This window comes from Candidatus Nanopelagicus limnes (assembly GCF_002287885.2).
GTDB classification, from domain to species: Bacteria; Actinomycetota; Actinomycetes; order Nanopelagicales; family Nanopelagicaceae; genus Nanopelagicus; species Nanopelagicus limnae.
Genome location: NZ_CP016768.2, coordinates 707219 through 732362 on the forward strand (window position 1 = coordinate 707219; position 25144 = coordinate 732362).

25 protein-coding genes are annotated in these 25144 nt (G+C 41.4%); 11 read left to right on the forward strand and 14 right to left on the reverse strand.

What is annotated here, in order from left to right; genetic code table 11:
• Nucleotides 1-2: 2 nt before the first annotated feature.
• Together B1s21122_RS03550 and B1s21122_RS03555 are read right to left on the reverse strand one after the other, a co-directional pair.
• Nucleotides 3-1562, reverse strand: coding sequence for a metallopeptidase domain-containing protein (locus B1s21122_RS03550; RefSeq protein WP_150131928.1), 1560 nt, complete (start codon nt 1560-1562; stop codon nt 3-5).
• Nucleotides 1563-1636: 74 nt separating this feature from the next.
• Complete coding sequence (locus B1s21122_RS03555) at nt 1637-2032, reverse strand: ASCH domain-containing protein (RefSeq protein WP_095680602.1); 396 nt, start codon at nt 2030-2032, stop codon at nt 1637-1639.
• Nucleotides 2033-2104: 72 nt separating this feature from the next.
• Here B1s21122_RS03555 and B1s21122_RS03560 point away from each other — a divergent pair, with 72 nt between their 5' ends.
• Nucleotides 2105-2998 carry a fructose bisphosphate aldolase gene (locus B1s21122_RS03560; protein WP_095680601.1) on the forward strand — a complete coding sequence of 298 codons (894 nt, stop codon included), beginning with the start codon at nt 2105-2107 and terminating at the stop codon, nt 2996-2998.
• Nucleotides 2999-3006: 8 nt separating this feature from the next.
• Entirely contained in the window at nt 3007-3765 is a 759-nt protein-coding gene (locus B1s21122_RS03565) for a nitroreductase (protein WP_095680600.1), read from the forward strand.
• Here B1s21122_RS03565 and B1s21122_RS03570 read toward each other — a convergent pair.
• From B1s21122_RS03570 to B1s21122_RS03590, 5 genes are read right to left on the reverse strand one after another with little or no spacing between them, the layout of a single operon-like run.
• Complete coding sequence (locus B1s21122_RS03570) at nt 3746-4312, reverse strand: peroxiredoxin (protein ID WP_095680599.1); 567 nt, start codon at nt 4310-4312, stop codon at nt 3746-3748. The two genes, B1s21122_RS03565 and B1s21122_RS03570, sit on opposite strands and share 20 nt — an antisense overlap.
• On the reverse strand, nt 4309-5190 hold the full coding sequence (locus B1s21122_RS03575) for a DMT family transporter (protein WP_095680598.1): 882 nt from the start codon (nt 5188-5190) through the stop codon (nt 4309-4311). Before B1s21122_RS03575 ends, B1s21122_RS03570 begins: the two co-directional genes overlap by 4 nt.
• Nucleotides 5191-5208: 18 nt before the next feature.
• The gene (locus B1s21122_RS03580) at nt 5209-6306 is read right to left on the reverse strand and encodes a CaiB/BaiF CoA transferase family protein (protein ID WP_095680597.1); all 1098 of its coding nucleotides are present in this window, start codon (nt 6304-6306) and stop codon (nt 5209-5211) included.
• Nucleotides 6303-9245, reverse strand: coding sequence for an aminotransferase class III-fold pyridoxal phosphate-dependent enzyme (locus B1s21122_RS03585; protein ID WP_095680596.1), 2943 nt, complete (start codon nt 9243-9245; stop codon nt 6303-6305). The genes B1s21122_RS03580 and B1s21122_RS03585 overlap by 4 nt, the downstream gene beginning before the upstream one ends.
• Before the next feature lie 19 nt (nt 9246-9264).
• Entirely contained in the window at nt 9265-10182 is a 918-nt protein-coding gene (locus B1s21122_RS03590) for an ornithine cyclodeaminase (protein ID WP_095680595.1), read from the reverse strand.
• 80 nt (nt 10183-10262) lie between these two features.
• Between B1s21122_RS03590 and B1s21122_RS03595 the strand changes: the two genes are divergently transcribed.
• Nucleotides 10263-10478 (forward strand): hypothetical protein, encoded by a 216-nt coding sequence (locus B1s21122_RS03595; protein ID WP_095681239.1) that lies wholly within the window; start codon nt 10263-10265, stop codon nt 10476-10478.
• Between the two features lie 4 nt (nt 10479-10482).
• Here the strand turns inward: B1s21122_RS03595 and B1s21122_RS03600 are convergent, their stop codons facing one another.
• A complete protein-coding gene (locus tag B1s21122_RS03600; protein ID WP_095680594.1) occupies nt 10483-12144 on the reverse strand; it encodes a thiamine pyrophosphate-binding protein in 1662 nt (553 codons plus the stop codon).
• A gap of 54 nt (nt 12145-12198) precedes the next feature.
• Here B1s21122_RS03600 and B1s21122_RS03605 point away from each other — a divergent pair, with 54 nt between their 5' ends.
• From B1s21122_RS03605 to B1s21122_RS03615, 3 genes are all read left to right on the forward strand, one after another.
• Entirely contained in the window at nt 12199-13695 is a 1497-nt protein-coding gene (locus tag B1s21122_RS03605; RefSeq protein WP_095680593.1) for an aldehyde dehydrogenase family protein, read from the forward strand.
• Between the two features lie 2 nt (nt 13696-13697).
• Entirely contained in the window at nt 13698-14861 is a 1164-nt protein-coding gene (locus B1s21122_RS03610) for an NAD(P)/FAD-dependent oxidoreductase (protein WP_095680592.1), read from the forward strand.
• A 78-nt stretch (nt 14862-14939) separates the two neighbouring features.
• The gene (locus B1s21122_RS03615) at nt 14940-16124 is read left to right on the forward strand and encodes an acyl-CoA dehydrogenase family protein (RefSeq protein WP_095680591.1); all 1185 of its coding nucleotides are present in this window, start codon (nt 14940-14942) and stop codon (nt 16122-16124) included.
• A 3-nt stretch (nt 16125-16127) separates the two neighbouring features.
• Here the strand turns inward: B1s21122_RS03615 and B1s21122_RS03620 are convergent, their stop codons facing one another.
• Genes B1s21122_RS03620 through B1s21122_RS03635 form a run of 4 tightly spaced genes read right to left on the reverse strand, consistent with a single transcriptional unit; the run spans nt 16128 to nt 20270 of the window.
• The gene (locus B1s21122_RS03620; protein WP_095680590.1) at nt 16128-16646 is read right to left on the reverse strand and encodes a GNAT family N-acetyltransferase; all 519 of its coding nucleotides are present in this window, start codon (nt 16644-16646) and stop codon (nt 16128-16130) included.
• Entirely contained in the window at nt 16646-17515 is an 870-nt protein-coding gene (locus tag B1s21122_RS03625) for an alpha/beta fold hydrolase (protein WP_095680589.1), read from the reverse strand. The genes B1s21122_RS03620 and B1s21122_RS03625 overlap by 1 nt, the downstream gene beginning before the upstream one ends.
• The gene (locus tag B1s21122_RS03630; protein WP_095680588.1) at nt 17508-18857 is read right to left on the reverse strand and encodes a transaminase; all 1350 of its coding nucleotides are present in this window, start codon (nt 18855-18857) and stop codon (nt 17508-17510) included. The genes B1s21122_RS03625 and B1s21122_RS03630 overlap by 8 nt, the downstream gene beginning before the upstream one ends.
• Before the next feature lie 36 nt (nt 18858-18893).
• Nucleotides 18894-20270, reverse strand: coding sequence for a TrpB-like pyridoxal phosphate-dependent enzyme (locus tag B1s21122_RS03635; RefSeq protein ID WP_095680587.1), 1377 nt, complete (start codon nt 20268-20270; stop codon nt 18894-18896).
• A 122-nt stretch (nt 20271-20392) separates the two neighbouring features.
• Between B1s21122_RS03635 and B1s21122_RS03640 the strand changes: the two genes are divergently transcribed.
• From B1s21122_RS03640 to B1s21122_RS03650, 3 genes are read left to right on the forward strand one after another with little or no spacing between them, the layout of a single operon-like run.
• Nucleotides 20393-20800, forward strand: a complete 408-nt coding sequence (locus B1s21122_RS03640; protein ID WP_095680586.1) for a VOC family protein — start codon at nt 20393-20395, stop codon at nt 20798-20800.
• Nucleotides 20801-20827: 27 nt separating this feature from the next.
• Complete coding sequence (locus B1s21122_RS03645; RefSeq protein ID WP_095680585.1) at nt 20828-21448, forward strand: MarC family protein; 621 nt, start codon at nt 20828-20830, stop codon at nt 21446-21448.
• Between the two features lie 44 nt (nt 21449-21492).
• Nucleotides 21493-22128 (forward strand): exonuclease domain-containing protein, encoded by a 636-nt coding sequence (locus tag B1s21122_RS03650; protein WP_095680584.1) that lies wholly within the window; start codon nt 21493-21495, stop codon nt 22126-22128.
• On the opposite strand, the gene trpD is transcribed toward B1s21122_RS03650, so the two are convergent.
• Nucleotides 22121-23161 carry an anthranilate phosphoribosyltransferase gene (gene trpD / locus B1s21122_RS03655; RefSeq protein ID WP_095680583.1) on the reverse strand — a complete coding sequence of 347 codons (1041 nt, stop codon included), beginning with the start codon at nt 23159-23161 and terminating at the stop codon, nt 22121-22123. The genes B1s21122_RS03650 and trpD overlap by 8 nt on opposite strands.
• Before the next feature lie 13 nt (nt 23162-23174).
• Nucleotides 23175-23576: a response regulator transcription factor gene (locus B1s21122_RS03660; RefSeq protein WP_095681238.1), complete on the reverse strand. Its 402-nt coding sequence runs from the start codon at nt 23574-23576 to the stop codon at nt 23175-23177.
• A gap of 140 nt (nt 23577-23716) precedes the next feature.
• On the opposite strand from B1s21122_RS03660, the gene ctaE reads away from it, so the two are divergent.
• Nucleotides 23717-24343 (forward strand): aa3-type cytochrome oxidase subunit III, encoded by a 627-nt coding sequence (ctaE, locus tag B1s21122_RS03665; protein WP_095680582.1) that lies wholly within the window; start codon nt 23717-23719, stop codon nt 24341-24343.
• 2 nt (nt 24344-24345) lie between these two features.
• The gene (qcrC, locus tag B1s21122_RS03670) at nt 24346-25140 is read left to right on the forward strand and encodes a cytochrome bc1 complex diheme cytochrome c subunit (protein WP_095680581.1); all 795 of its coding nucleotides are present in this window, start codon (nt 24346-24348) and stop codon (nt 25138-25140) included.
• Nucleotides 25141-25144 lie beyond the last annotated feature (4 nt).

The window sequence follows — 25144 nt, forward strand, 5'->3', positions numbered from 1 at the left end:
AACTAAAAGGTAACTTTTACTTTATCGCCCTCTGTAGTTTGAGATATCACTTCGATAGTAATTCCCTCAACAACAATTTTGTCGCCAGCCTTAAGGGCAGCATCAGTGAAATCCTTTGCACTTGAACCTGGGCGTCTCTGTGTTTCCCACCCACCTTTAATTGATCCGATCTTCATATCTACTGTATAGACCAAGGTTCCAGCCTGTGATGAGCTCAAAACATCAAAGCCTTCACTTCTTCTAGATTCAATAACCACAATTTTAGAATCACTTATCTTCACAACAATAGCTTTGGTTAATTTGTTAATACGCGCTATTGGATCAAGTGTAATAGTCTCATTGGCGCTCTTACTTTTATCTAAACAATTGATCTGATTATCATCAAGCCAACCTTGGATGTAACGATTCCATGCATTTATTTCAATTGCAGCGGTAGACCAATTATTAGACATTAAGTCCCATGATCCATAAGTGGCAGGTTGCGGATCAACTGTGTACAAATCATGCAAGCCAAACAAATGCCCGGTTTCATGAGAGATCCACTTCCATCCAGCGCCAGGAAAATTCTGATAAGCATCCGCGCCTGAAAAACTAGCATTTCTTAAAACACCATCTTGGGTTTTCAAGTCGGTAACAAAAGCTGGTCCGTAAGCAATTGAGCTAGATGGAATTGATTTAGGCGATAAGAAATATGCAACATCATATTTACTAAAATCAACTGTTGAATCTGATGCGCTGATAAGTTCGTTCATATATCCACCTGCATCACCACCTGACCATTTACCCAGTCCGTAGTGATCAGACTTTGATGGCACTCTGATGTATTTATCAAGTATCGTAAATTTAAATGAGACTCGACCACCTGAAATTGCTTTATAGAAGGTATCCATCCCCTGAGTCATCTCGCTGTATTCAGTACTTGGTGATCTTGTTCCAGGAACATCACTGAAATCAACTGGAACTACAACAGCATTTATTACACCATTACTTTTTAATCGGTTAACTCTTTTTGGAAAACCCACGTTCATCGACGGATTTCCGTCTTGTCCAACTAATTGGCAAGTGGTCGCTGGAATAAATTTTGATCCTATTTTTTCAGAGTCAGAAAACCACTCCCAAGCACCTGGTGCAAATAATCGCCATCGAATTTCATCTCCTACTTTTAAGGTTGTATTTACATACGGCACACCTGGGTTTGTTGAAGGGCATGAGCTAACCGTTTCCCAGCCATCAGCAACAATAAGATCTTTCCATACGTTTGCTTCAAATATTTGCAAGTATGCTGAAACTCTCGCATGACAACCACTGGCTTTAAATTTATCCGTCACAGAAGTTTGGGATGAAACTGGTGTTGAACTTTGGTTTATAGTTTTACTTAATGCAACGCCTTTATTCCATACCAATTTCTTGCCAGACTTAATACAAGTAAAGGTTTTATTGGCTGCAGTTGCAGTACTGCCAATCTTTGTGCATTTTCCACCTGATTTAGCGGCCGCATAGGATTCTGGGATGACACCCACTGATAAAACCATTACCGCAACCAGGAATAATTTAATTCTCACTACCCGAAAGTACCAACTTAATTAGAAAATATGTGTATGAGCGTTAAATTCCTCTGAAATACACTCAAATCTCTTTACTCTAAATCAAAGTAAACCGTTACTACCTTAGTTTCAGGCTTAACATCAACCCCAACTGAATTCCAAAATTTCGAATGGCTCTGGCGGAAATCATCCCCTGATAAATCCCCTTCAGCTTCTGCTAATGCAAACTCCGTCGGCACATCCTTAAACTCCAAAACTTCAACTCTTGTTACTTTAATGATGCCAATCTGCTTTTCATCGTTATCCAAAATGGCAAGACGCTCGCCAACAAATTCAATCTCCTCACCCTCAGCAATGTAATCCTCTTTTAATAGACCAGCAGTTGCTCGTTTATTGCCATTGATAATCAAATCATTTAAGCGATTTCGCATTGGCCCAGGGGTGCCAAACTCAACACTGCGTAATCCATTTATTCGAAGAAATGCCATATTTATCGCCCCTGTCCTGATCTAACTTCATTACCTATTAGACTAAAACCTATTGTATTGAAGGAGAGAATAATGAATCAGCAAATGTTTGACCAAGTAAAGGCTGGCAAAGGTTTCATAGCAGCATTAGATCAAAGCGGTGGTAGTACCCCAAAGGCACTAAAGCTTTATGGCGTTGAGGAATCTGAGTACTCAGGGGAAGCTGCAATGTTTGATTTGATTCATCAAATGCGTTCCAGATTAATTAAATCCAAAGTTTTCACAGGTGATCGAATTGTTGGCGCGATTTTGTTTGAGATGACTATGGAGCGCCAGATTGATGGCATTGGTAGCGCTGAGTTTTTATGGAATAAGAAGAAAATAGTTCCATTCTTAAAGATCGATAATGGTTTAGCTGCAGAAAGTAATGATGTGCAATTAATGAAGCCGATTCCTGAGTTATCCGCTCGAATTTCAGCAGCTAACAAGCATGGAGTTTTTGGCACCAAAATGAGATCTGTAATTAACCTTGCTAACGCCACTGGCATTGAAGCGGTAGTTGCCCAGCAATTTGAGATAGGTAAAGAGATCATTGCCGGTGGTTTAATTCCAATTATTGAGCCTGAGGTAAATATTAAGAGTGAGCAAAAGGGGCAAGCGGAAGAAATCCTCAAATCCTCTCTAATCATCCACTTGAATAAATTAAAAGAGAATCAAACGGTGATGCTCAAACTGTCCCTGCCAAATAAGCCAAATCTTTATCAGGATTTAGTAAACCACCCACGAGTGCTTAAAGTAGTAGCCCTCTCAGGTGGATATAGCAGAGATGATGCCAACAAAATGCTCGCTGAAAATAATGGTGTAATCGCCTCATTCTCAAGAGCGCTTACTGAAGGTTTATCTGCCAAGCAAAGTGATGATCAATTTGATGCATTGTTGGATTCAACTATCCAATCAATCTTTAATGCTTCGGTAAATAAAAAATAATCTCCCCGATGAAGCGTTACTCGGCTCAAGAAAATGGTGCTTGGGTCTCTGAATTCATCTCATCTCGCAGAACCACGAGGGATTTTCTTCCAACGCCAGTACCTCCTGAGTTAATTGAACAGATATTAAAAGATTCATTAACCGCGCCAAGTTGGTCAAACACCAGACCATTTAAGGTGGCAGTTGCAACAGGTGAGGTAAGAGATCGAATTAGCAATGAGTTTTTATCTCGCTGGCAATCACTTTCTGCGGCAATGCGCGGCGGCATCTGGAGCAAAATTAAATTATTTATCAAGCGCCATGGATTGCCAACTAGTAATCGCATAATTCTTAAACCATACGCTGCTGAGTTAAAACCAAGAGCGCAACGTGTTGGCAAAGAGCTATATGGCTCATTAGGTGTGCAAAGAGGCGATAAAGCTGAACGAGATAGACAATGGGGGAAAAATTATGAATTCTTTGGCGCACCAGTTGCGATGTTTGTTTATATCCATAAAAGCTTGCATATCTACGCAGCAGCTGATGCTGGCTTAATGATGGAAAATTTGATGTTATCTGCTCATGCCCACGGTCTTGGCACATGCGCCCAAGGCGCGGTTGCCTTTTGGGATGATGCGATTAGGGATGAGTTTGATGTATCAAAGGATTACCGATTGCTTTGTGGCATTGCCGTTGGTTACCCGTCGGATGCGCCAGTGAATTCATTTGAAGCAAATCGAATTGGATTAGATGAATTGCTAGTAAAAGCTAAACAGAAAAAGAAGTAAGCACCCAATTCACATCTTTGTTACTAGGAAATACTGGGTAATGCTTCTTGATGATCACACCATCTTTAATTATCAAGGTCAATCGCTTTAATAGCTTCATCGAGTTTGCTTCAAATGTTGGTAGATTCAAAGAATTAGCGAACTTAAAATCAAAGTCAGATAAAATCTGATAAGGCAGCTCTACTCGATCCTTTAGCTCCTTTTGATACTCACTGCTTTGCACACTCAACCCAAATAGATTATCAACATGTTTTTTTAACGCATCATAATTATCGCGGTAGGAACATGCCTGTGGCGTGCAACCCCTGGCACCAGGAATATCATCCCAACCATCAGGAAGTGCCACCCCTGGCACACCAGTTTTTGGATAGATGAACACAACTGTCATTCCAGAAAGCTTAGATAAATCTACTTGTGAGCCATCTGTAGCTTTTAGAGTTACTGAATCTAACTTTGTTCCCACTAAATGATCTGCTGCGCCATCATCTTGTGGAATAGGTAAATTATCAGGCAGATCTAGATAGCTACTTTGCGGTGTCTCGCTCACAAAGCTTCTTTCTTTGAAAGAGATAGAAGATCTAAAATTAGGATAGACCCCAGGATAACTAAAACTGCGCCAAATAATTGAATTAGGGAGATTGCCTCATTCAAATAGAAAGCCCCGATTAAGACAGCCACAACCGTTACCAAAAACTCAACTGAGATTGATTTAGTTGGCCCAATTTTTGCAACAAGTGAGAAGTAAATTACGTAGCAAAATGCGCTACAAAATACTGCAAGGCTAACCATATAGAGCCAATCCATCGGTACTAACCCAGCCTTAATTGGAACAATTAACAAGATAGGCGCGGTGAATAAACCGCCAAAGAAAAAGGCGCCAATTACCTGCTCCCAGTTACCTGCTGCTGACATCTTTAGTTTCGAGTAGTTACTACCAAAGGCGGCGCTAATACATCCAATTACGCAGACAAAGAAACCTAAAAAGAATTGATCACCAAGTTGCCCACTTGGAAAACCAACTAAGAAGATGATCCCAATAAAGCCTAAAACCAATCCAGTAAAGCCAAAGCCATCAATACTTTCTATCTTCATCAACCGGCCAATAACTGAGGAGAACAATGGAATAGCTCCAACCAAGATTGCCGTTAAGGCAGTACCAATTCGCGGTACCGCAAGGGATAATCCAATTAATTGCAATGAAACTGATGTAAAACCCAAAACTGCAAAGTGTTTTACGCCAATTGAAAAATCTAGTTTTCGTCTAATGATCAATGCAAGTAAAGCAACACTGCCACTGGCAATAAAAGCTCTAACGCTAATTGCAGCAGCCCAATCAAATGCTTCAACTACTCTAAGTAGTAGTAGGAATGAGATTCCCCAAAGAAGTGAGAGTATAGAAAATTTTGTAGAGATCTCAGCCTTCATTTGATAAGGCTAGCGCAACTATCCTTTTAGATTAGGTGGAGCCAAACGATATTCAACCGGAGTTTTACTAAATGTAATTGGATTGGCAACAGATTTAACTCCATCCACCTCAACAACTGATTTAAGCCCTACAGATTGAGCTAGATCAAATGCTTCTTTGATGTTGTTAATCGCTCCTGCTGGAATATTCACCTTGGCTAGGGTGCTAATCCAATGATCGGCTGTCTTTGTTGAAAAGATGACTGATAGTTTGCTATTTAACTCATCTCGATTTTCAACTCGTAATTGATTAGTTGCAAACCGTTTATCACCAATTAGATCTGATGAGATCACGCCAGCAAACTTAACGAATTGTGGATCACTGCCCACGGCTACGATGAATTTCTTATCCTTTGCATCAAATACTTGGTATGGCGCAATTGATGGATGGGCATTACCCATCGCCTTTGGAATTACGCCAGCTGAGATATAGGCGGATGCTTGGTTAACTAATGCCGATAAAGTTGATGACAGTAAATTTAATTCAACCTTTTGCCCAATACCTTGTTCATCTCGTGCGCGAAGTGCTGCCAGAATTCCAACAACTGCATGTAATCCAGTAATCACATCAACTAGAGCTACTCCAACTTTGGAAGGATTACTTTCATCACTGCCGGTAATACTCATTAATCCGCTCATTCCTTGCAATAAAAGATCATAACCAGGAAGTAATGCAGCCTTTTCAGAGGTGCCAAATCCTGAGATTGAGCAGTAAATTAATTTTGGATTATTTCCAATTAACTTTGAGTAACCAAGGTTGTACTTCTCCATGCCACCTGGTCCAAAGTTTTCGACCACAACATCACAAGAATTAATTAGATCCAAGGCAGCTTGTTGATCTGATTCCTCAGCTAAATCCAACTCCAAACCCTCTTTATTTCGGTTTACCGATAAAAAATATGTTGAATTTCCATCCTTATCAAATGGTGGCCCCCAACCTCTGGTGTCATCGCCAACTAAAGGTCGTTCCACCTTAATTACCTGCGCGCCAAGATCAGCCAATAACATCGTTGCATAAGGGCCAGCTAAAACTCTTGAAAAATCAGCAATCTTTATTCCTGTTAATGGCGGTTTCATTTTTTGCCCAACCAGTCAGAAAATACATTTAGCAGATGGTCCACATCAGATTTAGCAAGAATCAATGGTGGCTTAATCTTGAGCACATTGTTATCTGGGCCATCGCAAGAAAGTAATACTCCTTTATTTAGAGCAAACTCCATTAAATCAGCAACCTCACTTGTTGCTGGTATGTTTTTATCTCGCATCATTTCAACACCGATAAACAAACCACTTCCCCGCACATCAGCAATAATCGAATGATCTTTAGCTAATGAGCTAACCCCATCCCTTAGATACTGACCAACATTTTTTGCATTTAACTGCAATCTTTGGTCATAAATGACCTCAAGAACTGCTTGGCCAATTGCAGAACTTACTGGGTTTCCACCAAATGTATTGAAGTACTCCATGCCATTGTTAAATGATGCTGCAACCTCAGGTGTTGTAACCACAGCTGCTAATGGATGACCATTACCAAGTGGTTTACCAAGAGTGACAATATCTGGCACCACATCATGTAATTCAAAACCCCAGAATTTATCGCCAACTCGGCCCATACCAATTTGAACCTCATCACTAACGCAAAGGCCACCAGCTGATCGCACCATTTTAAAAGCAGCTGCTAAATAACCTGGTGGTAGAACTATTTGGCCAGCGGTACTAACAATTGATTCGGCAAAAAATGCTGAGATCGGTTGCTTTAAGGAAGAGATACTTTTCTTTAAATTACTTAAGTATTTTTCAGTAGCACCTTTACCGGTGTATTTACCACGGAATAGGTCAGGCAACTCAGCAACTGCAACATGTGAAGGCGCACCTTCCCCACCTTTACCTAAGAATTTATATGGACTTATCTCCACCACTGATTGGGTGTGGCCATGGTAGCCATGACGAAGAGCTACAACGCCTTTTGATTTTGTGTGCGCTCTTGCCAATCGGATTGCTAAATCATTTGCCTCACTACCACTATTAACAAAGAAAATTACGGAGAGTGGATCTGGCATGGTGCTAGTAATAGCTTTGCCATACTCAACGACGCTTTGATGTAAATATCTAGTATTGGTGTTTAGTAGTGACATTTGCGAGGCTGCGGCGGCTACTACTCGTGGATGGCTGTGTCCTACATGTGCAACGTTATTGACTAGATCTAAGTAACTCTTGCCCTTTTCATCAAATAGGTAAGCACCTGATCCCGAAACTATATTTATTGGGTTTTTAAAGTTAAGTGAGAGATTTTGAGAGATAACAACACGTCGATCACTTCTAATGCTTGCTGGTGAAATTTTTGCATGAGCGTCAGTACCGCTTTCAATTCCTAAAACTAGATTTGGGTTCAGGGAAATACCGCGCCAAAGTGCAATCTCATCCCTGGGCGCAACTCCATAAATATCGATGCCCATGCCACAAAGATCAGTTAATAACTGGAAATGTGTATGAGGAGGCCAGCCAACATTTTCTTCCTCTTTACCCATACGGCCAATTAATCCACCAGCCTTTATCTCCTTGCCTATTTTCCAATCGGGCATGGAATCAATTGAAAGATGCCCATAGAGAGTCCAGAAAGGAATTCCTTTATCTGTCTTATGTCGCAAAATAACAACCGGTCCATAATCAAGATGTGTTGCATTGTTATTGAAAATTTCAATCACACCATCTAACGGAGCAAAAATTGGTGTGCCAGCTGGCATGCCAACATCAACGCCTAAGTGAAAGGTTCTTGCACTAGCAGCAGCTGGATTAAATGCCTCACCCTGATAAACATTTCGATTCTCACAGTAGTAACCAATAGTTACATCTGCCCCAGTCTTAGCCATTAAATCTTCAATCGCCTTAGTGGAGCGAGGTATCTCTGGGTTATCAAATGACCAATTTATATATACCCGTTTTAAATCAGAGAATGATTTCTCCAAAAGATTGGCAGGCTTAACTGATAACAAATAATCTCTAATCGGTTTTGCATTTGGATTTGCCTCAAGCCCAATAGCATTTCGTAGCCTGAAGAGTGCAAAGTTGGTATCAAATTTATCTAAAGCATCTAGGCATCTAGGCACATCGTTTTGGGAAATTGATAGGTAATCATTATCTGGATTATTACCTCTTTGAAGGGCAGCATTGGCCACACTTGAAGCTAATCGCACCTTAACTAACTCAATCAGTATTGCTATTTCCTCTAAAGACAGCGGATAAACGCTGTGATATCCACGAATGAATTGAGATATCTGCTTTAGAGGATCATCAGATTTCAATCCAACATAAGCTGCGGCAACAGCTGCGCCAACTACTTTAGGAGCAAAAATCATGTCACCAAAATCAATAAGCACTAATTTCTCGCCATTTTCAATTATGTTGTAATCATTTCCATCATTATGAATAACCTGCATCGGCATTTTCTTAAGCTTAGGCAAAACATTCTTTTTATAATTACTTAACGTAGCCTCAACTACCTTTCTGGAATTTGCATCTGAGATTTTTGAACTCCAAGAAAGCAATGATTCTGCTTGCAACATATTCCAAATGAAAGGAGTGTTAAGTGATTTTCGCTCTTCTTTACTAATTTTCAATTGATTTAGATTTTTATCCACTGTGGCAATTAATCGACCTAGTTGCTCGATTTCCTCACCAGAATGCTCATTCTTAGCACCCCAAGCCAAACCTTCATGAAAGGTAAGGACTCTAGCGGCTGAACCCGTGCTTGGATTGATTAACAATTTCTTATTTTTTGTTGGCACCACAAATGGAGAGGTATTCACTTTCTTCTCTTCCAAGAACTTTAAAACCTTGTTTTGCAGATTCAATCTGCTCTTCAAGGTTGAATCCACTTTTGGATAAATCTTTAAGACGTAGCTTGTTTTGCCAGATACTTTAAAATTTATATCTCGTTCACCGGGTAGTGATGAAATTTCTCCATCTATTCCCCAATTTTTCTTAAGCAGGGATTTAGCCTCTTCACTACGCACTTAAATCCCCCGTGTCATTCTAGAATTTTCCATTCGCGAGGATAAATTCAGCCAAAGCTGCATCTTGGATGCCAAGTCCGACTGAGAAATAATAAATAACCTGTTCCTTGTTTTCTCTACCAATAAGTTTTTGAGCATAAACGCCACCAATAGATTGTGCTTGATCCCAATTGCGCTTTGTATTTTCCAGCGTTTTAACCACTGAACCAGATTGTTCTGAAATAGTTTTGGAATCATCACCAAAAACCTTATCAGCCTTGGAGAGTGCTTCAACTGATACTTCAAGTCGATTGGGCGCAAATGAGCCAATAGAAATGCAGGTGGAACCAGAATTTAACGCAGAATTAATCACTGGATCTTGAGAGTTTGTGCAAATGAAAATTAGGTCACAACCATATGCGGCTTTAATATCCTGTGTTAGATCAATGCCTGATTCATTTTTTTTAACATCTTTATCAATACCAATAATCTGCTCAGGTTTAAAGATGTGTTTCGCAGCTATCGCATGAGCAGTTCCCTGATGGCCCATTCCAATAACTGCGATTTTTTTAACAGGATTTGCTAACTCTTTTGCTGCTGCCATGCTTGCACATACTGTTCGCCATTTAGTTACCGCTTCACCATCTAAAAACAATTTAACGCTACCGGTGATTGCATCAATTACAGAGACAGTGGTTTGTACTACTGGAATATCTCTACCGGCATTACTCGGCACAACTGTTCCGAACTTAACAATTGTTGGACCATCTTTTGAAGCTCGGGCAATATAGGAGAACTGGGCATTTTCTCCCTGCGATAAAATGGCTCTTGGTCCCATGACTGCTTCATTTAAATAAAAGTTCTTGAATACTTGGCGTTGATTTTCAATTATTTGTTCATATGAACACAAGGCGTTTATTTGCTCAGCTGAAACAAAAGGAGTTTGTGCAAGTGCCATAACCCCTAGTGTAGATAGGAATTGGCTCATTCGTCAGATGTAAATGGTCACATCAATGCCCGTATGGGTAAACTATGACAATGCGTTCTGGTTTTATGTTTTTTTGGGCAATATTGGTCTCTGCCTACATGATTATTTCCTATCGCAATAAGGTCAGAGCTGATAAGAATTTAACAAAGGTAAATTGGGAAACTTATAAACTTAAGCTGAGCATGAGTTGGTGGACTGGCTTTTTATGGGCTTCAGTGATTTTTACTATTTATTACTTAATTATTTCAGCAGGTCTTACTAAGTAATTTACTACTTCTCACTCCACCTTGGACTTGTACTTTTTGGTGGGTAAATTGGGTCTTGAATTAAAACAATTCCGGGGGTGCTGTTGACTGAACGTTTGGCTAAAACCTCTGACAACTCTGCAAGATTGGTTTGGATAAATTCAATACCAAACGACTTAGCTAAAACCTGCCAATCAGGATTATAGAGATTTACTCCGCGTTCTGGATGTTTCATTACTTGTTGATCAAAGCGCAACATTCCATAACCACCATCATCATGTAGCAAAATAGTCAGCGGCAATTGCTCCTGAGCCACCGTTGCTAATTCACCCAAACCAAATGCAATTCCCCCGTCACCACAAATTACTAGTGTGGCAACACCTGCTGAAGATGGACCAAGGCTTGCAGGTAAGCCAAAACCTAATGTGCCCCAACCAACTGGGTAAGAGATTTGTCGCGCACGTTTTGCTTGCAGGTAAACACCTGTCCAATATCCTGAGATTGCCATGTCGCAAACAATGTAATTCTCACTTGGCCAACTCTTTTCAATCGCAGTAACTAAGGCCATTCCTGCTTTTCCTTTATCACTTGCGGCAATTCGTTTACGTGCTTGAGTGGAAATTTCAGAAACTTCCGCCCAACTACTCCTTGCTGGTATTGATTTAAGCGCTGTGATGACTGATGAAATATCTGATGTCTGAAGTACTAGATCAGCTGAAACATTGCGCAATGCAATCTTTGGATTGGCATCAACTAAAAGAATCTTTTTGGGAAACTTAATACTCCAATTTTTTGTATTCATTCCATCTAGTTGTGAGCCAAAAATCAGTAAAGCTTCACACTCTGCCAATAACTGCTCGGCTTCAGTTTCATGAATAGGGATATTCAAATAGTTCTTACTCACTGCACCCACACCACGTCCTGCAAAGGAGGTAAAGATTGGCGCGCTTAAATGATCAGCCAGGGCTGCTATCTCACCACTTACATTAGTTGCGCCCCCGCCTGCCCAAATTCCAATTTTGTTAACACCAGCCAGCAAATCTTTAGCAAGATTAAAATTAATTTCTCTATTTTTCTCTTGGGCAAGGTAGGCAACTGCTTTATCACTCAAATCTGGTACTGCTTGATTGAACTCTTGATTTAAAACATCAGATGGCACTCCGATGTAACCAACACCAGCTGGTGCTACGGAAAGAAATTGAAGAAAGTCCACAACTGTTGCGACAGCATCCTCTGCCGATTTACAGCTTTTTGCTAGAACTAAATCTTCATTTCCAATCTTGATTCGCTTAGCCAATGGAGTAAAAAGAGCACTTTGATCATCCATCTCATGCAAAATTCCCCTTGCGCCATCAGCAGATCGATTTTTAATCGGTGCTTCGGATGAGATTAATAAAAGATGTGAACCCGAAATTGCAGCTTCTCCAAATGCACCCAAAGTATTTGCGGCCCCTGGTCCAGTTGTAGTTATCGCTACAGATAATTTTCCAGTTGCTCTTGCCAATCCATCGGCGGCATAAACACAGCTTTGTTCGTGGCGCACGCTGACTATTTCTGGTCGATCTTTAGACAAAGCGTTCCAAAAACCTAGATTGTGGACACCGGGTATGCCAAAAGCTTTCTTTACGCCTTCATTCGCCAATAAATCTAAAATTACTGCGGCAACGGTCCGTGTTGAGCCTTCCATGTTCAAACCATATCGGCATTTTCCAATTTTGCTTATCTAGGAGAGAATGCCTCTATGTTCACATCAACTAATCCATCAGATACCAATGAAGTAATCGCAACAGTTCCAGAGGCCACTGCAGCTGAAATCCTTACAGTTCTACGAACTGCAAAAAATGCACAAAAAGGTTGGGCAAAACTTCCAGCCCCAACTCGTGGTCGAATAATTGCAAATGTTGGTCGGTTAGTTGAGAGTAATAAAGAAGCGCTAGCAAAATTGATTACCAAAGAAATGGGAAAGGTTTACAGCGAAGCATTAGGTGAAGTTCAAGAGGTAGTTGATACCTGTGATTTCTTCCTAGGTGAGGGCCGTCGTTTATACGGTCAAACAGTGCCAAGTGAGATGCAGAATAAGAATCTATTTACTTTTAGAATGCCAATTGGAAATGTATTTATCATTACGGCAGGAAATTTTCCAACCGCAGTGCCATCTTGGTACATCGTTCCAGCTTTATTATCTGGAAACTCAGTAGTTTGGAAGCCATCAGAATTTACCCCAGCTGTAGCAAATGCTTTGACTGCAATTTTCCACGCCGGCGGAGTTCCAAAAGATATTTTGATGACAGTTATTGCAGATGGAGGTCAAACATTTGCAGCTCTAGAGTCTGGCTTAAAAGAAGGTGTAATAAATAAGGTGGGTTTCACTGGATCTACTGAAGTTGGCAGAAAGATTGGCGCAAAAGCTGGTGAGTACATTCAAAGTGCTTGTCTTGAGCTTGGCGGCAAGAATCCCATGGTTGTTATGCCAGATGCCAATATTGATCTAGCACTTGATGGTGCATTGTTTGCTGGCTTTGGTACTGCTGGTCAACGCTGTACTTCGCTAGGCACACTTTGGATTCATGAATCAATTTATGACAGCGTGCTAGCAAAATTTGTAGCGCTAGTTGAAAATGCTGCTGTTGGTGATCCATTTAAAGATGTTTTGTTTGGACCCATGATTAGTCAAAAATACCTAGATAATCACTTAACCCACCTGAAGATGGTGCAGAGTCATCATAAAGTTCTTGGATCCACTTCTACTGGACGCATCACAGCCGCTAATCCGCGCAAGGGATTTGTTGGCGATCCAGATAAAGGTGTCTTTGCTCATCCAGTGATTGTCGCTGGAATTACTAAAAATGATGAGCTTTATTCAACTGAAACCTTTGGTCCTCTTGTAACAGTTGGAAAATTCTCAACACTTGATGAAGCGATAGATCTAGCTAATGGTCACGGCTATGGCCTTTCCTCTGCGATCTATACAAATGATCCACAAAATGTTTGGCGTTTTAGAGAAGGAATCTCTGCTGGAATGGTTTCGATAAATAATTCAACCTCCGGCGCTGAGGCACACCTTCCATTTGGTGGAAACGGCTTAAGCGGTAACGGATCACGCCAAAGTGGAATTTGGGTGCTTGATCAATTCACAAGATGGCAATCTATGAATTGGGATTGGTCTAACAAATTGCAGAAAGCGCAAATGGATCTAATTGAAATAAAGCATGATCCAAACTTCGTTCTAAAGATCTAATAATGGCTCTGCCCGACCAAGTAGATGTAGTAATTGTTGGTGGCGGTGTTATGGGTGCATCTGCTGCTTTTCATTTAGCTGAAGCAGGAGTTTCAGTTCTACTCTGCGAGAAAAATGAGTTAGCCAGCGGCTCAACTTCAAAGGCTGCAGGTGGTGTGCGGGCCAACTTCTCAGATGAATTCAATGTTGCATTAGGTGCTAGATCTTTGGATCTCTTTGCTGATTTTAAATCTCGGCCAGGTTATGAGATTGATCTACATCGCTCAGGTTATCTATTCGCACTAACTAAGCAAGAAGATGTTGATCTTTTCGAAAAATCTACCAAAATTCATAACCAGTTTAATGTTGAATCAAGGATGCTAACTCCGGGAGAGGCCGGAAAGATCTCACCTTTGTTAAATACATCTGATTTATTAGCAGCCTCATTTACCCCAAATGATGGACACTGCACTCCAGAATCTGTGGTTCTTGGATATGCAGGTGGAGCCAAAAAACTTGGCGCAACCGTCTTAACAAATACGCAAGTAACTGGAATTAAATTAAATGGGGATGAAATAACTGCAGTAACTACCTCTGCTGGGGAAGTAAGAACTAGCACTGTTATAAATTGTGCGGGAGCTTGGTCGCCACAAATAGGTTCGATGGTTGGACTAGATTTACCCGTAACACCATACAAGCGTGAGTTGGTAATTACTGAAGCATTAAGTGAATCTTTCGCTGACTTACCTGCAAATATGCCAATGACAATTGATTACTCAACCTCCTTGTACTGGCACCGCGAAGGAAAAGGTTTATTGATGGGATTTTCAGATAAATCCATACCAGCTGGCTTTGATTTAAAACGTGATCCAAACTTCTTGGAGAAGTTAGGCGCTATCGCGGCCAACAGAGCGCCAAGACTTATGGATCTAGGAATTGGTAAAGGTTGGGCAGGTCTCTATGAGGTAACACCTGACCATAATGCAATTCTTGGTGAGTTTAAAAAGATTTCAAGATTCTTTTATGCAACAGGTTTTAGTGGTCATGGTTTTTTACAGGGGCCTGCAATCGGGGAAATCTTGCGTGATCTCTATTTGAATAAACAACCTTTTGTGAAGATAGAGCAACTAAGTGCTGACCGATTCCTCACTTCAGGTCAGTTAAGGCCTGAGTACAACATTGTTTAAAATGAGATTTATCACCAAAGAGGTAGATATTGCAGTGAAAAGTTTCGACTTAAGAAATGCGGTCGGTAGACTTTACGCATGAGCAAGCCAGCTGCAGCCCCAATTCACCCACTTGTATTGATGCAGGTTGAATCACGTCTAACTGAGGAACAAAAAGCTATTCAAACTGTTGTTAGAGATTTTGCTGCAAAAGAGTTAAAGCCAAATATTGCAACCTGGTATGAAGATGGACAACTTCCCGCCCGTGAATTAGCAAAAGCACTAGGTGGTATTGGCGTTCTTGGCATGCATCTTAAAAATTATGGTTGTGCTGGAACGGACGCAATGTCTTATGGCCTTGCCTGTCTTGAATTAGAAGCGGTTGATTCTGGACTTAGATCTTTAGTTTCTGTTCAGGGCTCACTTGCAATGTTCGCTATTTATAAATTTGGAAGTGAAGCCCAAAAGCAAGAATGGTTGCCAAAAATGGCAAAGGGTGAAGCAATTGGTTGTTTTGGGTTAACTGAAGCAGATCATGGATCAAACCCATCTGGTATGGCGACCTTTGCTAAAAAAGATGGATCTGACTGGATAATCAATGGTTCAAAAATGTGGATTACAAATGGCAGCGTTGCCGATGTAGCAATCATCTGGGCACAAACCGATGAAGGCATCAGAGGATTCTGTGTGCCAACTAAAACTGCTGGCATAGTAATTAATCCAATTAAACATAAGCTCTCCCTCAGAGCATCCATAACCTCTGAATTAGTCTTTAATGACATGCGAGTTCCTGATTCTTATCGTTTGCCAGAAGCAACAAGTTTGCGTGCTCCACTTCTATGTTTGGCCGAAGCGAGATACGGAATTATTTTCGGCACAGTAGGTGCTGCTCGTGATTGTTTTGAAGTTTCACTTGCTTATGCCACTACTCGCGAGCAATTTGATGGTCCGATCTCAAAGCATCAATTAACTCAAGCAAAGTTTGCCGATATGGCAACCAAAATCACTACCTCGATGTTGCTTGCGTATCACCTTGCAGATTTAAAGGATGCTGAAAAAATTCAGCCAGAACAGATCAGTATGGGTAAGTTTCACAACGTAAATGCTGCACTTGAAATCGCAAGAAGTGCTCGCTCAATTCTTGGCGGTGCTGGCATCACCTCTGAGTATTCAATTTTTAGACACATGAGCAATCTAGAGACAGTTTTAACCTATGAAGGAACTCATGAGATTCATATGCTGGTGCTTGGTCAGGCTTTAACTGGAATCGCAGCCTTTAGATAAGTATTAAAGCACTAGCCTTTTCTGCATTAAATCAATCCTTCTATTCTCTTTATTTAAACTCTCTAAGTACTCGTATCCTCGTTTCGCATAAAACTCACGCTCACCTTCAGTCCAGAGATAAACCAATTTGATTCCGAAAGCAATTGCCTTAGCTTCAATTAGTTTTAATACTTTTTCCCCAACGCCTTGGCCCCGTAAATCTTCCCGAACAATAAAGGCCGCGACCCAAGGTTTGAATTTTCGAAACTCCTCTAAATCATCAAAATCACATAAGGCAATAGAAGCAACCACCTCTGACTTTCCATCAATTTCTCTAATTGCCATAAAAAGCAATTCTTGATCGGTGCCATTGTGATCCCAACATTCATAATTGGCAGACTCAGATCTTTCATAAAAATCATGCCAATCTTGAGCTGAAAATTCGGATTTACCTTCTCCCCACAGTTTTATACTCCAGCTCAGTGGCTGATTAGCAAAATCTAAAGCTTGTGGAATTGGTAGAAGTTTAATTTCAGATTGCATTAAGAGTTCAGTAAGTTTAAAGCTTGGTTGATGATTTCTTGCCGATAACTTTGCACCAATGAAATATGCCCATGCCCCGGAACAAAATTTAATTCTGCAGTTGGAATGTGTTTAGCAAGCCAATTACTATGTTCGCGCGGCACCATAAAATCATCATCACCTTGCCATACAAGAACAGGCTTATCTATTTTGCTTAACTCAAATCCAAAAGATTGCACAAAAGCTAGATCATCATCTTGCCAGCCGTAGTAACCCATAGATAAGGCTCTGCGGTAGCAGGCAGCATCTTCCTCTGCAACTGCAGGTGTCAGTGCTTTTTTGTCAGCATCCCCAATAAGCCCACCAAAAGAGGTGATCAAATCTGCGCCAGTAACAGCTTTAAAAGCAGGCGAGTACTTAATCATCCAGTTTTCAATTTCAGTTTCACCAGCTAAAGCTGCTCCAAACTCTTCATGATTTTCTGGGCCCATACCTGCAAGAAAATCAAGATCATCATTTCCCCACTCACCTACACCGGCCAAGGTAATTGCACCGAAGTTTTTAGGATGTCTAGTCATATTTAATGCATGCGGTCCCCCGCCAGACCATCCAATTGAAATAAACTTTTCTATACCAAAATGATCAAGTAACTCAGAGTTGTTATCAATATCAGATGCAACATTACGGCCACGACGTCTACTGCTTAAACCGTAACCAGGTCTACTGGCAGCAATAGCTCTAACTGTTGATAGCCCAGATACCCAGGAGGACCAAACTGTGCAATCACCTGGCGTGCCATGATGAAAAAGAATTGCTGATTTACTCTCTACATTATTCGCAATGTAGTCGTAATCTCTGCCATCTTTTAACTTAAATATTGAGTTAGCCAATTAATTCACCACACATTTTGTCGAAAGCCTGAGTATGGGCATCAACATCGGCAGCAGTTGTGTCTGGTGAAATCAAAGCCATGTTATGAAACGGTGTTATCAAAAACCCATCATTTAGCATTCTAAGGTGGATGTACTGCTCTAATTCAAAATCACCAGCGTCAGCAGCTTCTCTGCCAGTTGTCGGTGACTTAGCACTAAACATGTACTCCGCCCTTGCCCCTAATCGATTTACACTCCATGGAAGTTTATATTTTTCAATTACTTTTTCAACACCATCGGCCCACCTAGTGCCCAATTTGATCATCTTTTCAAAGTTTTCCTCAGTTAAAACTTTTGTAAGCGTGGCTCTCATCGCAGCAAGGGAGAGTGCATTTGCAGCTAATGTGCCACCAACCCCACCGGTATCAATCACCTCAAGTTCAACTTGGGATTTAATTTCTTTCGCAATCTCAGCACTCATACCAAATGCTCCCGTTGGGAAACCGCCGCCAATCGCTTTGCCAATTGTTAGAAAATCAGGTTGTAACCCAAGTTGTGCGGTCATTCCACCAGGACCAACTGAAATCGTATGTGTTTCATCAATAATTAATTTTGCGCCAAACTCTCTTGCAAGTTTTTCAACAGCCTTTAAATATCCCTCCACTGGCAGCACAATTCCAACATTAGTCATTGCTGGTTCCATCAAAATTGCTGCAACATCATTTTTTTGTAATGCTTTTTTCATTGCATCTAAATCATTAAAAGGCACTACCCGAGTTGTTTTATCTAATTCAATTGGAGCTCCAATATTGCCCTCTCTGGAGACAGTTTTTCCAGAAGCATCTAAGGTTGCAAAGGTTTCATCCACGCTACCGTGGTAGCAGCGATCAATTACAATAATTTTAGATTTCTTAGTAATCAATCTGGAATAGCGAATTACATGACGATTTGCATCAGTTGCTGAGACTGTGAATTGCCAAAGCGGAACTCCAAACCTCTTAGTTAATTCAGTTGAAACATCTGCTGCATCCTTTGTAGGCAACATTACTGATAGTCCTCGACCTACTTGCTCTCTAATTGCAGCCACGGTTGCCTCAGGTGAGTGCCCGGTCATTGATCCGGTATCTCCTAAACAAAAATCAATATATGTATTGCCATCTACATCAACAAAACTTGCACCCTTTGCTTCCGCCACAAACACTGGATAGGCACCAGGCCACTTAGACATCCAAGACATGGGAACACCATTTGGCATCGAATCTTTAGCTATTGCAAATAATTCACCGCTTTTTTTATGAGTTTCTAAAAAGCGTTGATCTTCTATTTTGCGCAAAGCGATGAGATTGCCGCGGTTTATCATGGTTAAAACTTACTGGTTAGCAAGTAAGAAACCCACTTACATGACAGGAAGTGCGGCTAGTGCAGCCTCGAAATCCTTCTCATTAATCGCTGAATCAACCATGTTTCCATTTAAGAATGCATCATAGGCAGCAAGATCAAAGTGTCCATGTCCGCACAGTGCGGTGAGAATTACCTTCTCTTCACCTGTTTCTTTAGCCTTTAATGCTTCAGCAATGGCAACTGCGATTGCATGCGTTGGTTCAGGTGCTGGAACAATGCCTTCAGTTCTTGCGAATTGAACAGCTGCTGCAAAGCACTCTTTTTGACCAACACTTTCTGCAGTCATCATTCCTAATTCATAGATGTGTGAAATAAGTGGCGCCATACCGTGATAGCGAAGACCGCCAGCATGAATTGGATCTGGAATAAAGTCATGACCCAAGGTGTGCATCTTCATAAGCGGTGTCATACCTGCAGTATCACCAAAATCATAAGCATATTTTCCTCGAGTTAATGATGGACAAGATGCTGGTTCAACAGCGCGAATTTCAGGATTCATCTTTCCTTTTAACTTCTCACGAATGAATGGGAAAGAAAGTCCAGCAAAGTTTGAGCCTCCACCTGTGCAACCAACCAATAAATCAGGAGTTTCTCCAACTTTAGCAAGTTGCTTTAATGCTTCTTCACCAATAATTGTTTGATGCATAAGCACATGGTTTAAAACAGAACCAAGTGCGTAAGCGACAGTTGGATCAGTGACCGCTGCCTCTACCGCTTCTGAAATTGCAATACCTAAAGATCCAGAATGATTTTTAGGATCCAGTGCTAACTTGCGACCAGCTTCTGTTAATTGTGATGGTGAGCGATGAACATTCGCGCCAAAAACTTCCATCATCAATCGACGATACGGCTTTGCATCATAGGAACCGCCTACCTGCCAAACCTCACACTCCAAATCAAATAATGAACAAGCAAATGCCAATGCAGTTCCCCACTGTCCAGCACCTGTTTCAGTTGTAATTTTCTTAATGCCAGCTTTTTTGTTGTAGTAAGCCTGTGGCACAGAGGTATTGGTTTTATGAGAGCCGGCTGGTGAAACTCCCTCATACTTGTAATAAATTCGTGCTGGTGTATCTAGCAGTTTTTCTAATCTACGTGCTCTAAATAATGGTGACGGGCGCCAAGTGCGGTAAACATCTAATACCTCTCCTGGAATATCAATATATGAATCAGTTGAAACCTCTTGCATAATTAAATCCATTGGAAACAGTGGAGCCAGATCAGCTGGTCCAACTGGTTGATGTGTACCAGGATGCAATGGTGGTGGCGGTGGTGATGGAAGATCAGGAATTATGTTGTACCACTGGGTGGGCATTTCACTTTCATCCAAAGTAATCTTGGTAAAGCTCTTAGCGTCCTTACTTAATCCCATTTTTTTCCTCCAGCAGTTATTTCGGGTAAGGCTAGGGGCTCAGGTCAATCGGTGGCAAGTAGTTTAAAGACACTTTTTCTTTATAATTATTAAAGATTAATCAAGATGGTTAATATCCCCTTATGGCCATCGCAAAGTTCTCACTCACCGCTTTAGATTGTCCAGATCCTGTGACACTAGCCAATTTCTACGCCAAGATCACAGACTTTGAAGTGGTGGTTGCCCATCTATCTAAAACTGGCGATCCGCTTTGGGTTGAGTTAGTTGATGATGGTGTTACAAAAATTGCATTTCAGAGAGTTAAGAATTATGTAAAACCCACTTGGCCAGAAGGGCCTATTCCGCAACAAGCGCATCTAGATTTTGATGTTCCTAATTTAGATATTGCGGAGGAAAAATTACTTCAAATTGGAGCAATAAAATCACCAATTCAAACCTCATCTAATCCTGCTGATAATTTCAGGGTTTATTTTGATCCTGCAGGCCACCCATTTTGTTTAGTAAGCAACGCCGCAATAACTGATCTTTAAAAGTTTTAAATCAGTTAGGATTCGATTATGAACGATGCAGTCACCCTTTCAGCCTTAACATTTGGCGCGCAGGCTTTCGTAACATTATTTGTTATTTTAGACCCACCTGGAGCTGCCCCAATCTTTTTAGGCCTGGCCTCTGGCAAATCAATCAAGCAACAACGACGGCTTGCTTGGCAGGCAGCTGCGGTATCGCTTTTTGTAATTGTCTCGTTTGCGCTCTTTGGAAATGCAATCCTTGATTACCTAAATATCTCACTAGCCGCACTTCAAGGCGCAGGAGGAATCCTGCTGCTAATCACTGGACTTGGTTTACTTACGGGCTCTCTTACCGATAGTGATTCAGCTGCGACTAAAAATATTGCATTAGTACCACTTGGCACACCTTTACTTGCTGGGCCTGGCGCAATTGTGACCACCATGCTTTATGTTCAAAAAGCAGATGGTAATGATCAACTAACCGCTTTAGCACTGGCGATATTTGCAGTGCACTTCATTATTGGTTTGACCTTCATGTTCTCGACCAAGATATTGGCACTGATTAAAGATTCTGGCGTGGATTTACTTGCAAGGATTGCAGGATTACTACTTTCAGCAATTGCTGTGGAGATGATTGTTAGCGCAATCAAGGCTTTTTTTAATCTTTAACACGAACTGATACCACTGTCAGATCTGGCTAGTATCTTTTAGCCATGAGCACATTGCTGCAGGAAACCACCTTTGTAGTTGTTGATCTAGAAACCACCGGTGCTTCACCAAAAAAAGGTGCAGCAATTACCGAGATTGGAGCAGTTAAAGTTCAAGGTGGCCAGATCATTGGTGAGTTCAAAACCTTTGTAAATCCGTTGGCGCCAATTCCTCTCTACATAACTGAGATGACTGGCATAACTGATCTAATGCTGGCGAAAGCACCAATAATCGATGAGGTATTTCCGACTTTTCTAGAGTTTGCAGGCAGCCACAATCAAACTGTTTTGGTGGCACATAACGCTCCATTTGATTTAGCCTTTTTAAAAAGCGCCGCTAAAGATTTAAATTACGCATGGCCCACTTATAAAACCTTGGACACTGTTACGGTGGCCAGACAGGTGCTCACCAAAGAGGATGTACCAGATTGTAAATTGGGAACTCTTGCGCAATTTTTTGGAACTAAGACAGAACCCAATCACCGAGCTCTAGATGATGCCAAAGCAACGGTTGAGGTTTTACATGGATTATTTGAGCGACTTGGTTCACTTGAAATTACTACATTAGAGGGATTACTGGATTTTGCTAAAACTGCTGCACATATCCAACGTAAGAATTATTGGGGTTTATCCTCTATCTAGCTGAAACAATCTCATTACTTAGTTCAACCCATTTCTTAAGCACAGACTGCGCAGCTCCAGAATCAATCGCTTTATTGGCCAGAACGAATCCATTAGCAATTTGAGTTTGCAACGGTAAATCAAAATCAGCCTTAAAGGCTGCAATTGCAAAGGCCGCATTTAAAGTCACCGCATCACGCATTGGTCCAGATTTGCCAGCAAAAATTTGATTTGTCATCTGTGCGTTGTATTTGGCATCCCCGCCAGCAAGAGCAGTAATTGGCGCAGTTGCGATTCCCAACTCAGCTGGATTGAAGACCTCCTGCTTTAACTTGCCCTTACTAATTTGGATTACGGTGGTAGTTGTTGAAAGTGATACCTCATCTAATCCATCATCGCCTCTGAAAATGAATCCCTCTTTACCTTGATCTAATAAAACCTGAGCCATTAGTGGCAATAATTCAGCTCTTGCAACACCAATGGCTGCTGCAATTGGCTTAGCTGGATTTGCAAGGGGACCTAAAATGTTAAAAACTGTTGGCACGCCCAACTCTTTTCTAGCGGTTACTGCATGTTTCATGGATGAGTGAAAGATTGGCGCAAAACAAAAACCAATACCAATTTTGTGAACAGTTTTTTCAACTTCAGAACCGGTTAGATCAATCTTTACTCCTAGAGCTTCTAATAAATCAGCAGACCCAGATTTTGATGAAGCAGCGCGATTGCCATGCTTAACCACTCTTGCGCCGGCAGCATTTGTGATGATTGCTGCAGTTGTTGAAATATTTATTGTGTTAGCACCATCACCGCCTGTGCCAACGGTATCGACAGCTCGTTCAGTAATGTTTATCGCAGCAGAGTATTTATACATCTGCGCTACTAAGGCCTCAACCTCCTGCGCACTTTCACCCTTTGCTTTTAATCCAGTGAGAAATGCTTTTATATCTTCATTGCTGGCAGCACCTTCTAAAATCTGGGACATTCCCCAGGTGACTTGTTCATTTGAGAGATCTTTTCTATCTGCCAATGCGGCAAAGATTTGATCCCACTTCATGCGATCTACCTAATTAATTGGCGAGCGCAGAATTAGCTTTTAACAGCGATGCGCACTTATTTGCAATAGTAAATGGATCAATTGGATGTAAAACAGTTGCTTCAGCCTTTGACCAAGTTGCTAACCAATTATCTGAAGTTCGAGCGGTAATTAACAAAACTGGCGGGCAGTTAAACACCTCATCCTTTAATTGCCTGGCAACTCCCATGCCACCTTCTGGAACTGCTTCACCATCCAAAATAAAAAGATCAACCTGTTTTTTACTATCAACATAAAGTCGAAGGGCATCTGCGGTAGCAAACTCTTTAATCTCATGTATCGGCAAATCCTTATCAAGCTGTTTCCCAAGGGCTGCGATCACAGATTTTCGAACTGATGAATCATCTGAGTAAAGGGTGATTACCAACTTTTGCATGGTGATAATCCTACCTAGCCAGCAAAGTTGGGCTCCCATCGATTAATGCCCGCCTTGGGTGATCAGATTCACCAAATAGTAGGGCTGCTCCCCCATACCTAAATGAGGCATTCGCCTGTATTTCGGGAATAATCTGCTCCGTGAGTACCTACGCCAGCCCAGTGGTTAAAACCAACCGACCTAACCTAGTTGCAGTTGGCACCATTGTCTGGCTCTCTTCAGAGTTAATGTTTTTCGCCGCACTATTTGCGATGTACTTCACCACCCGCGCAGTACAAGGTCCAAAGGTATGGGCTGAATCGACTGAATTATTAAACATTCCATTTGCTGCAACCAACACAACTGTTTTAGTTCTCTCCTCCGTTACCTGCCAATACGGCGTCTTTGCTGCCGAGCGTTTTCAAGCCCGACGCGAAGGAAGCTTGTGGCAATTTAGTAAGTGGGGAATGCGAGAGTGGTTTGCCGTCACATTTTTAATGGGCGCCTTCTTTATCGCCGGCCAAGTTTATGAGTACGCGGTGTTGGTGAGTGAGAATCTATCGCTTTCATCAAATGCTTATGGCTCTGTTTTTTATATGACAACTGGCTTCCATGGTCTGCATGTAACTGGTGGATTGATCGCATTCTTAATAGTTTTAATTAGAGTATTTCGCGCCCAAAAATTTGGACACTCCCAAGCAACCACAGCAATTGTGGTCTCCTACTACTGGCACTTCGTGGATATTGTGTGGATTGCACTATTTTCTGCGATTTACCTGATTAAATAATTATGAAATTTTTATCTAAATACCGTCGCCACAAGTTGGCTACCCCGCTACTTTTATTCTTCGCACTCTTTGGCATCGGCTTAACCTTCTCTGTTGCAAGTGCAACTGAAGCACCAAAAGCTGTAGATGCTCAATCAAAATCAACTTTAATTGAAGAGGGCCAACAGATTTTCTTAAAAGGTTGCTCCTCATGTCATGGATTAAATTCTGAAGGCGGCGCGGTTGCACCATCTCTAATTGGAGTAGGCGCAGCATCCGTTGATTTTCAAGTAGCAACTGGTCGTATGCCAATGCAGGATATGAGCCAGCAAGCAATGCGAAAGGCGCCGGTTTACAACGAGGAAGAGGTAGCTGCCCTGGCAGCATACGTCGCATCTTTAGCACCAGGACCACGTGCTTATACAAATGAAGAAATAACTTGGGAGCGAGATGGCAACACGGCAGAAGGCGGTGAGTTATTTAGAAATAACTGCGCGATGTGCCATAACTTTGCTGGCCAAGGTGGTGCGCTAACTCAAGGAAAGTATGCACCAACTGTTATGGGCGTAGAGCCAAAACATATTTATGAAGCATTGATTACTGGACCACAAGCGATGCCAGTGTTTTCCGACAAAATTATTACCCCAGAGGAAAAACTTTCAATTATTAAATGGATAAAGGCAGCAGAGAGTGAGCCAAACTTAGGTGGAGCTGCCCTTGGTCGAGTAGGCCCAGTAACTGAAGGTTTATTAGTGTGGACATTTGGACTTGGTCTTTTAATTGGTATTGCTGTTTGGTTAACTGCGAAGGCAAGGTAGGGAT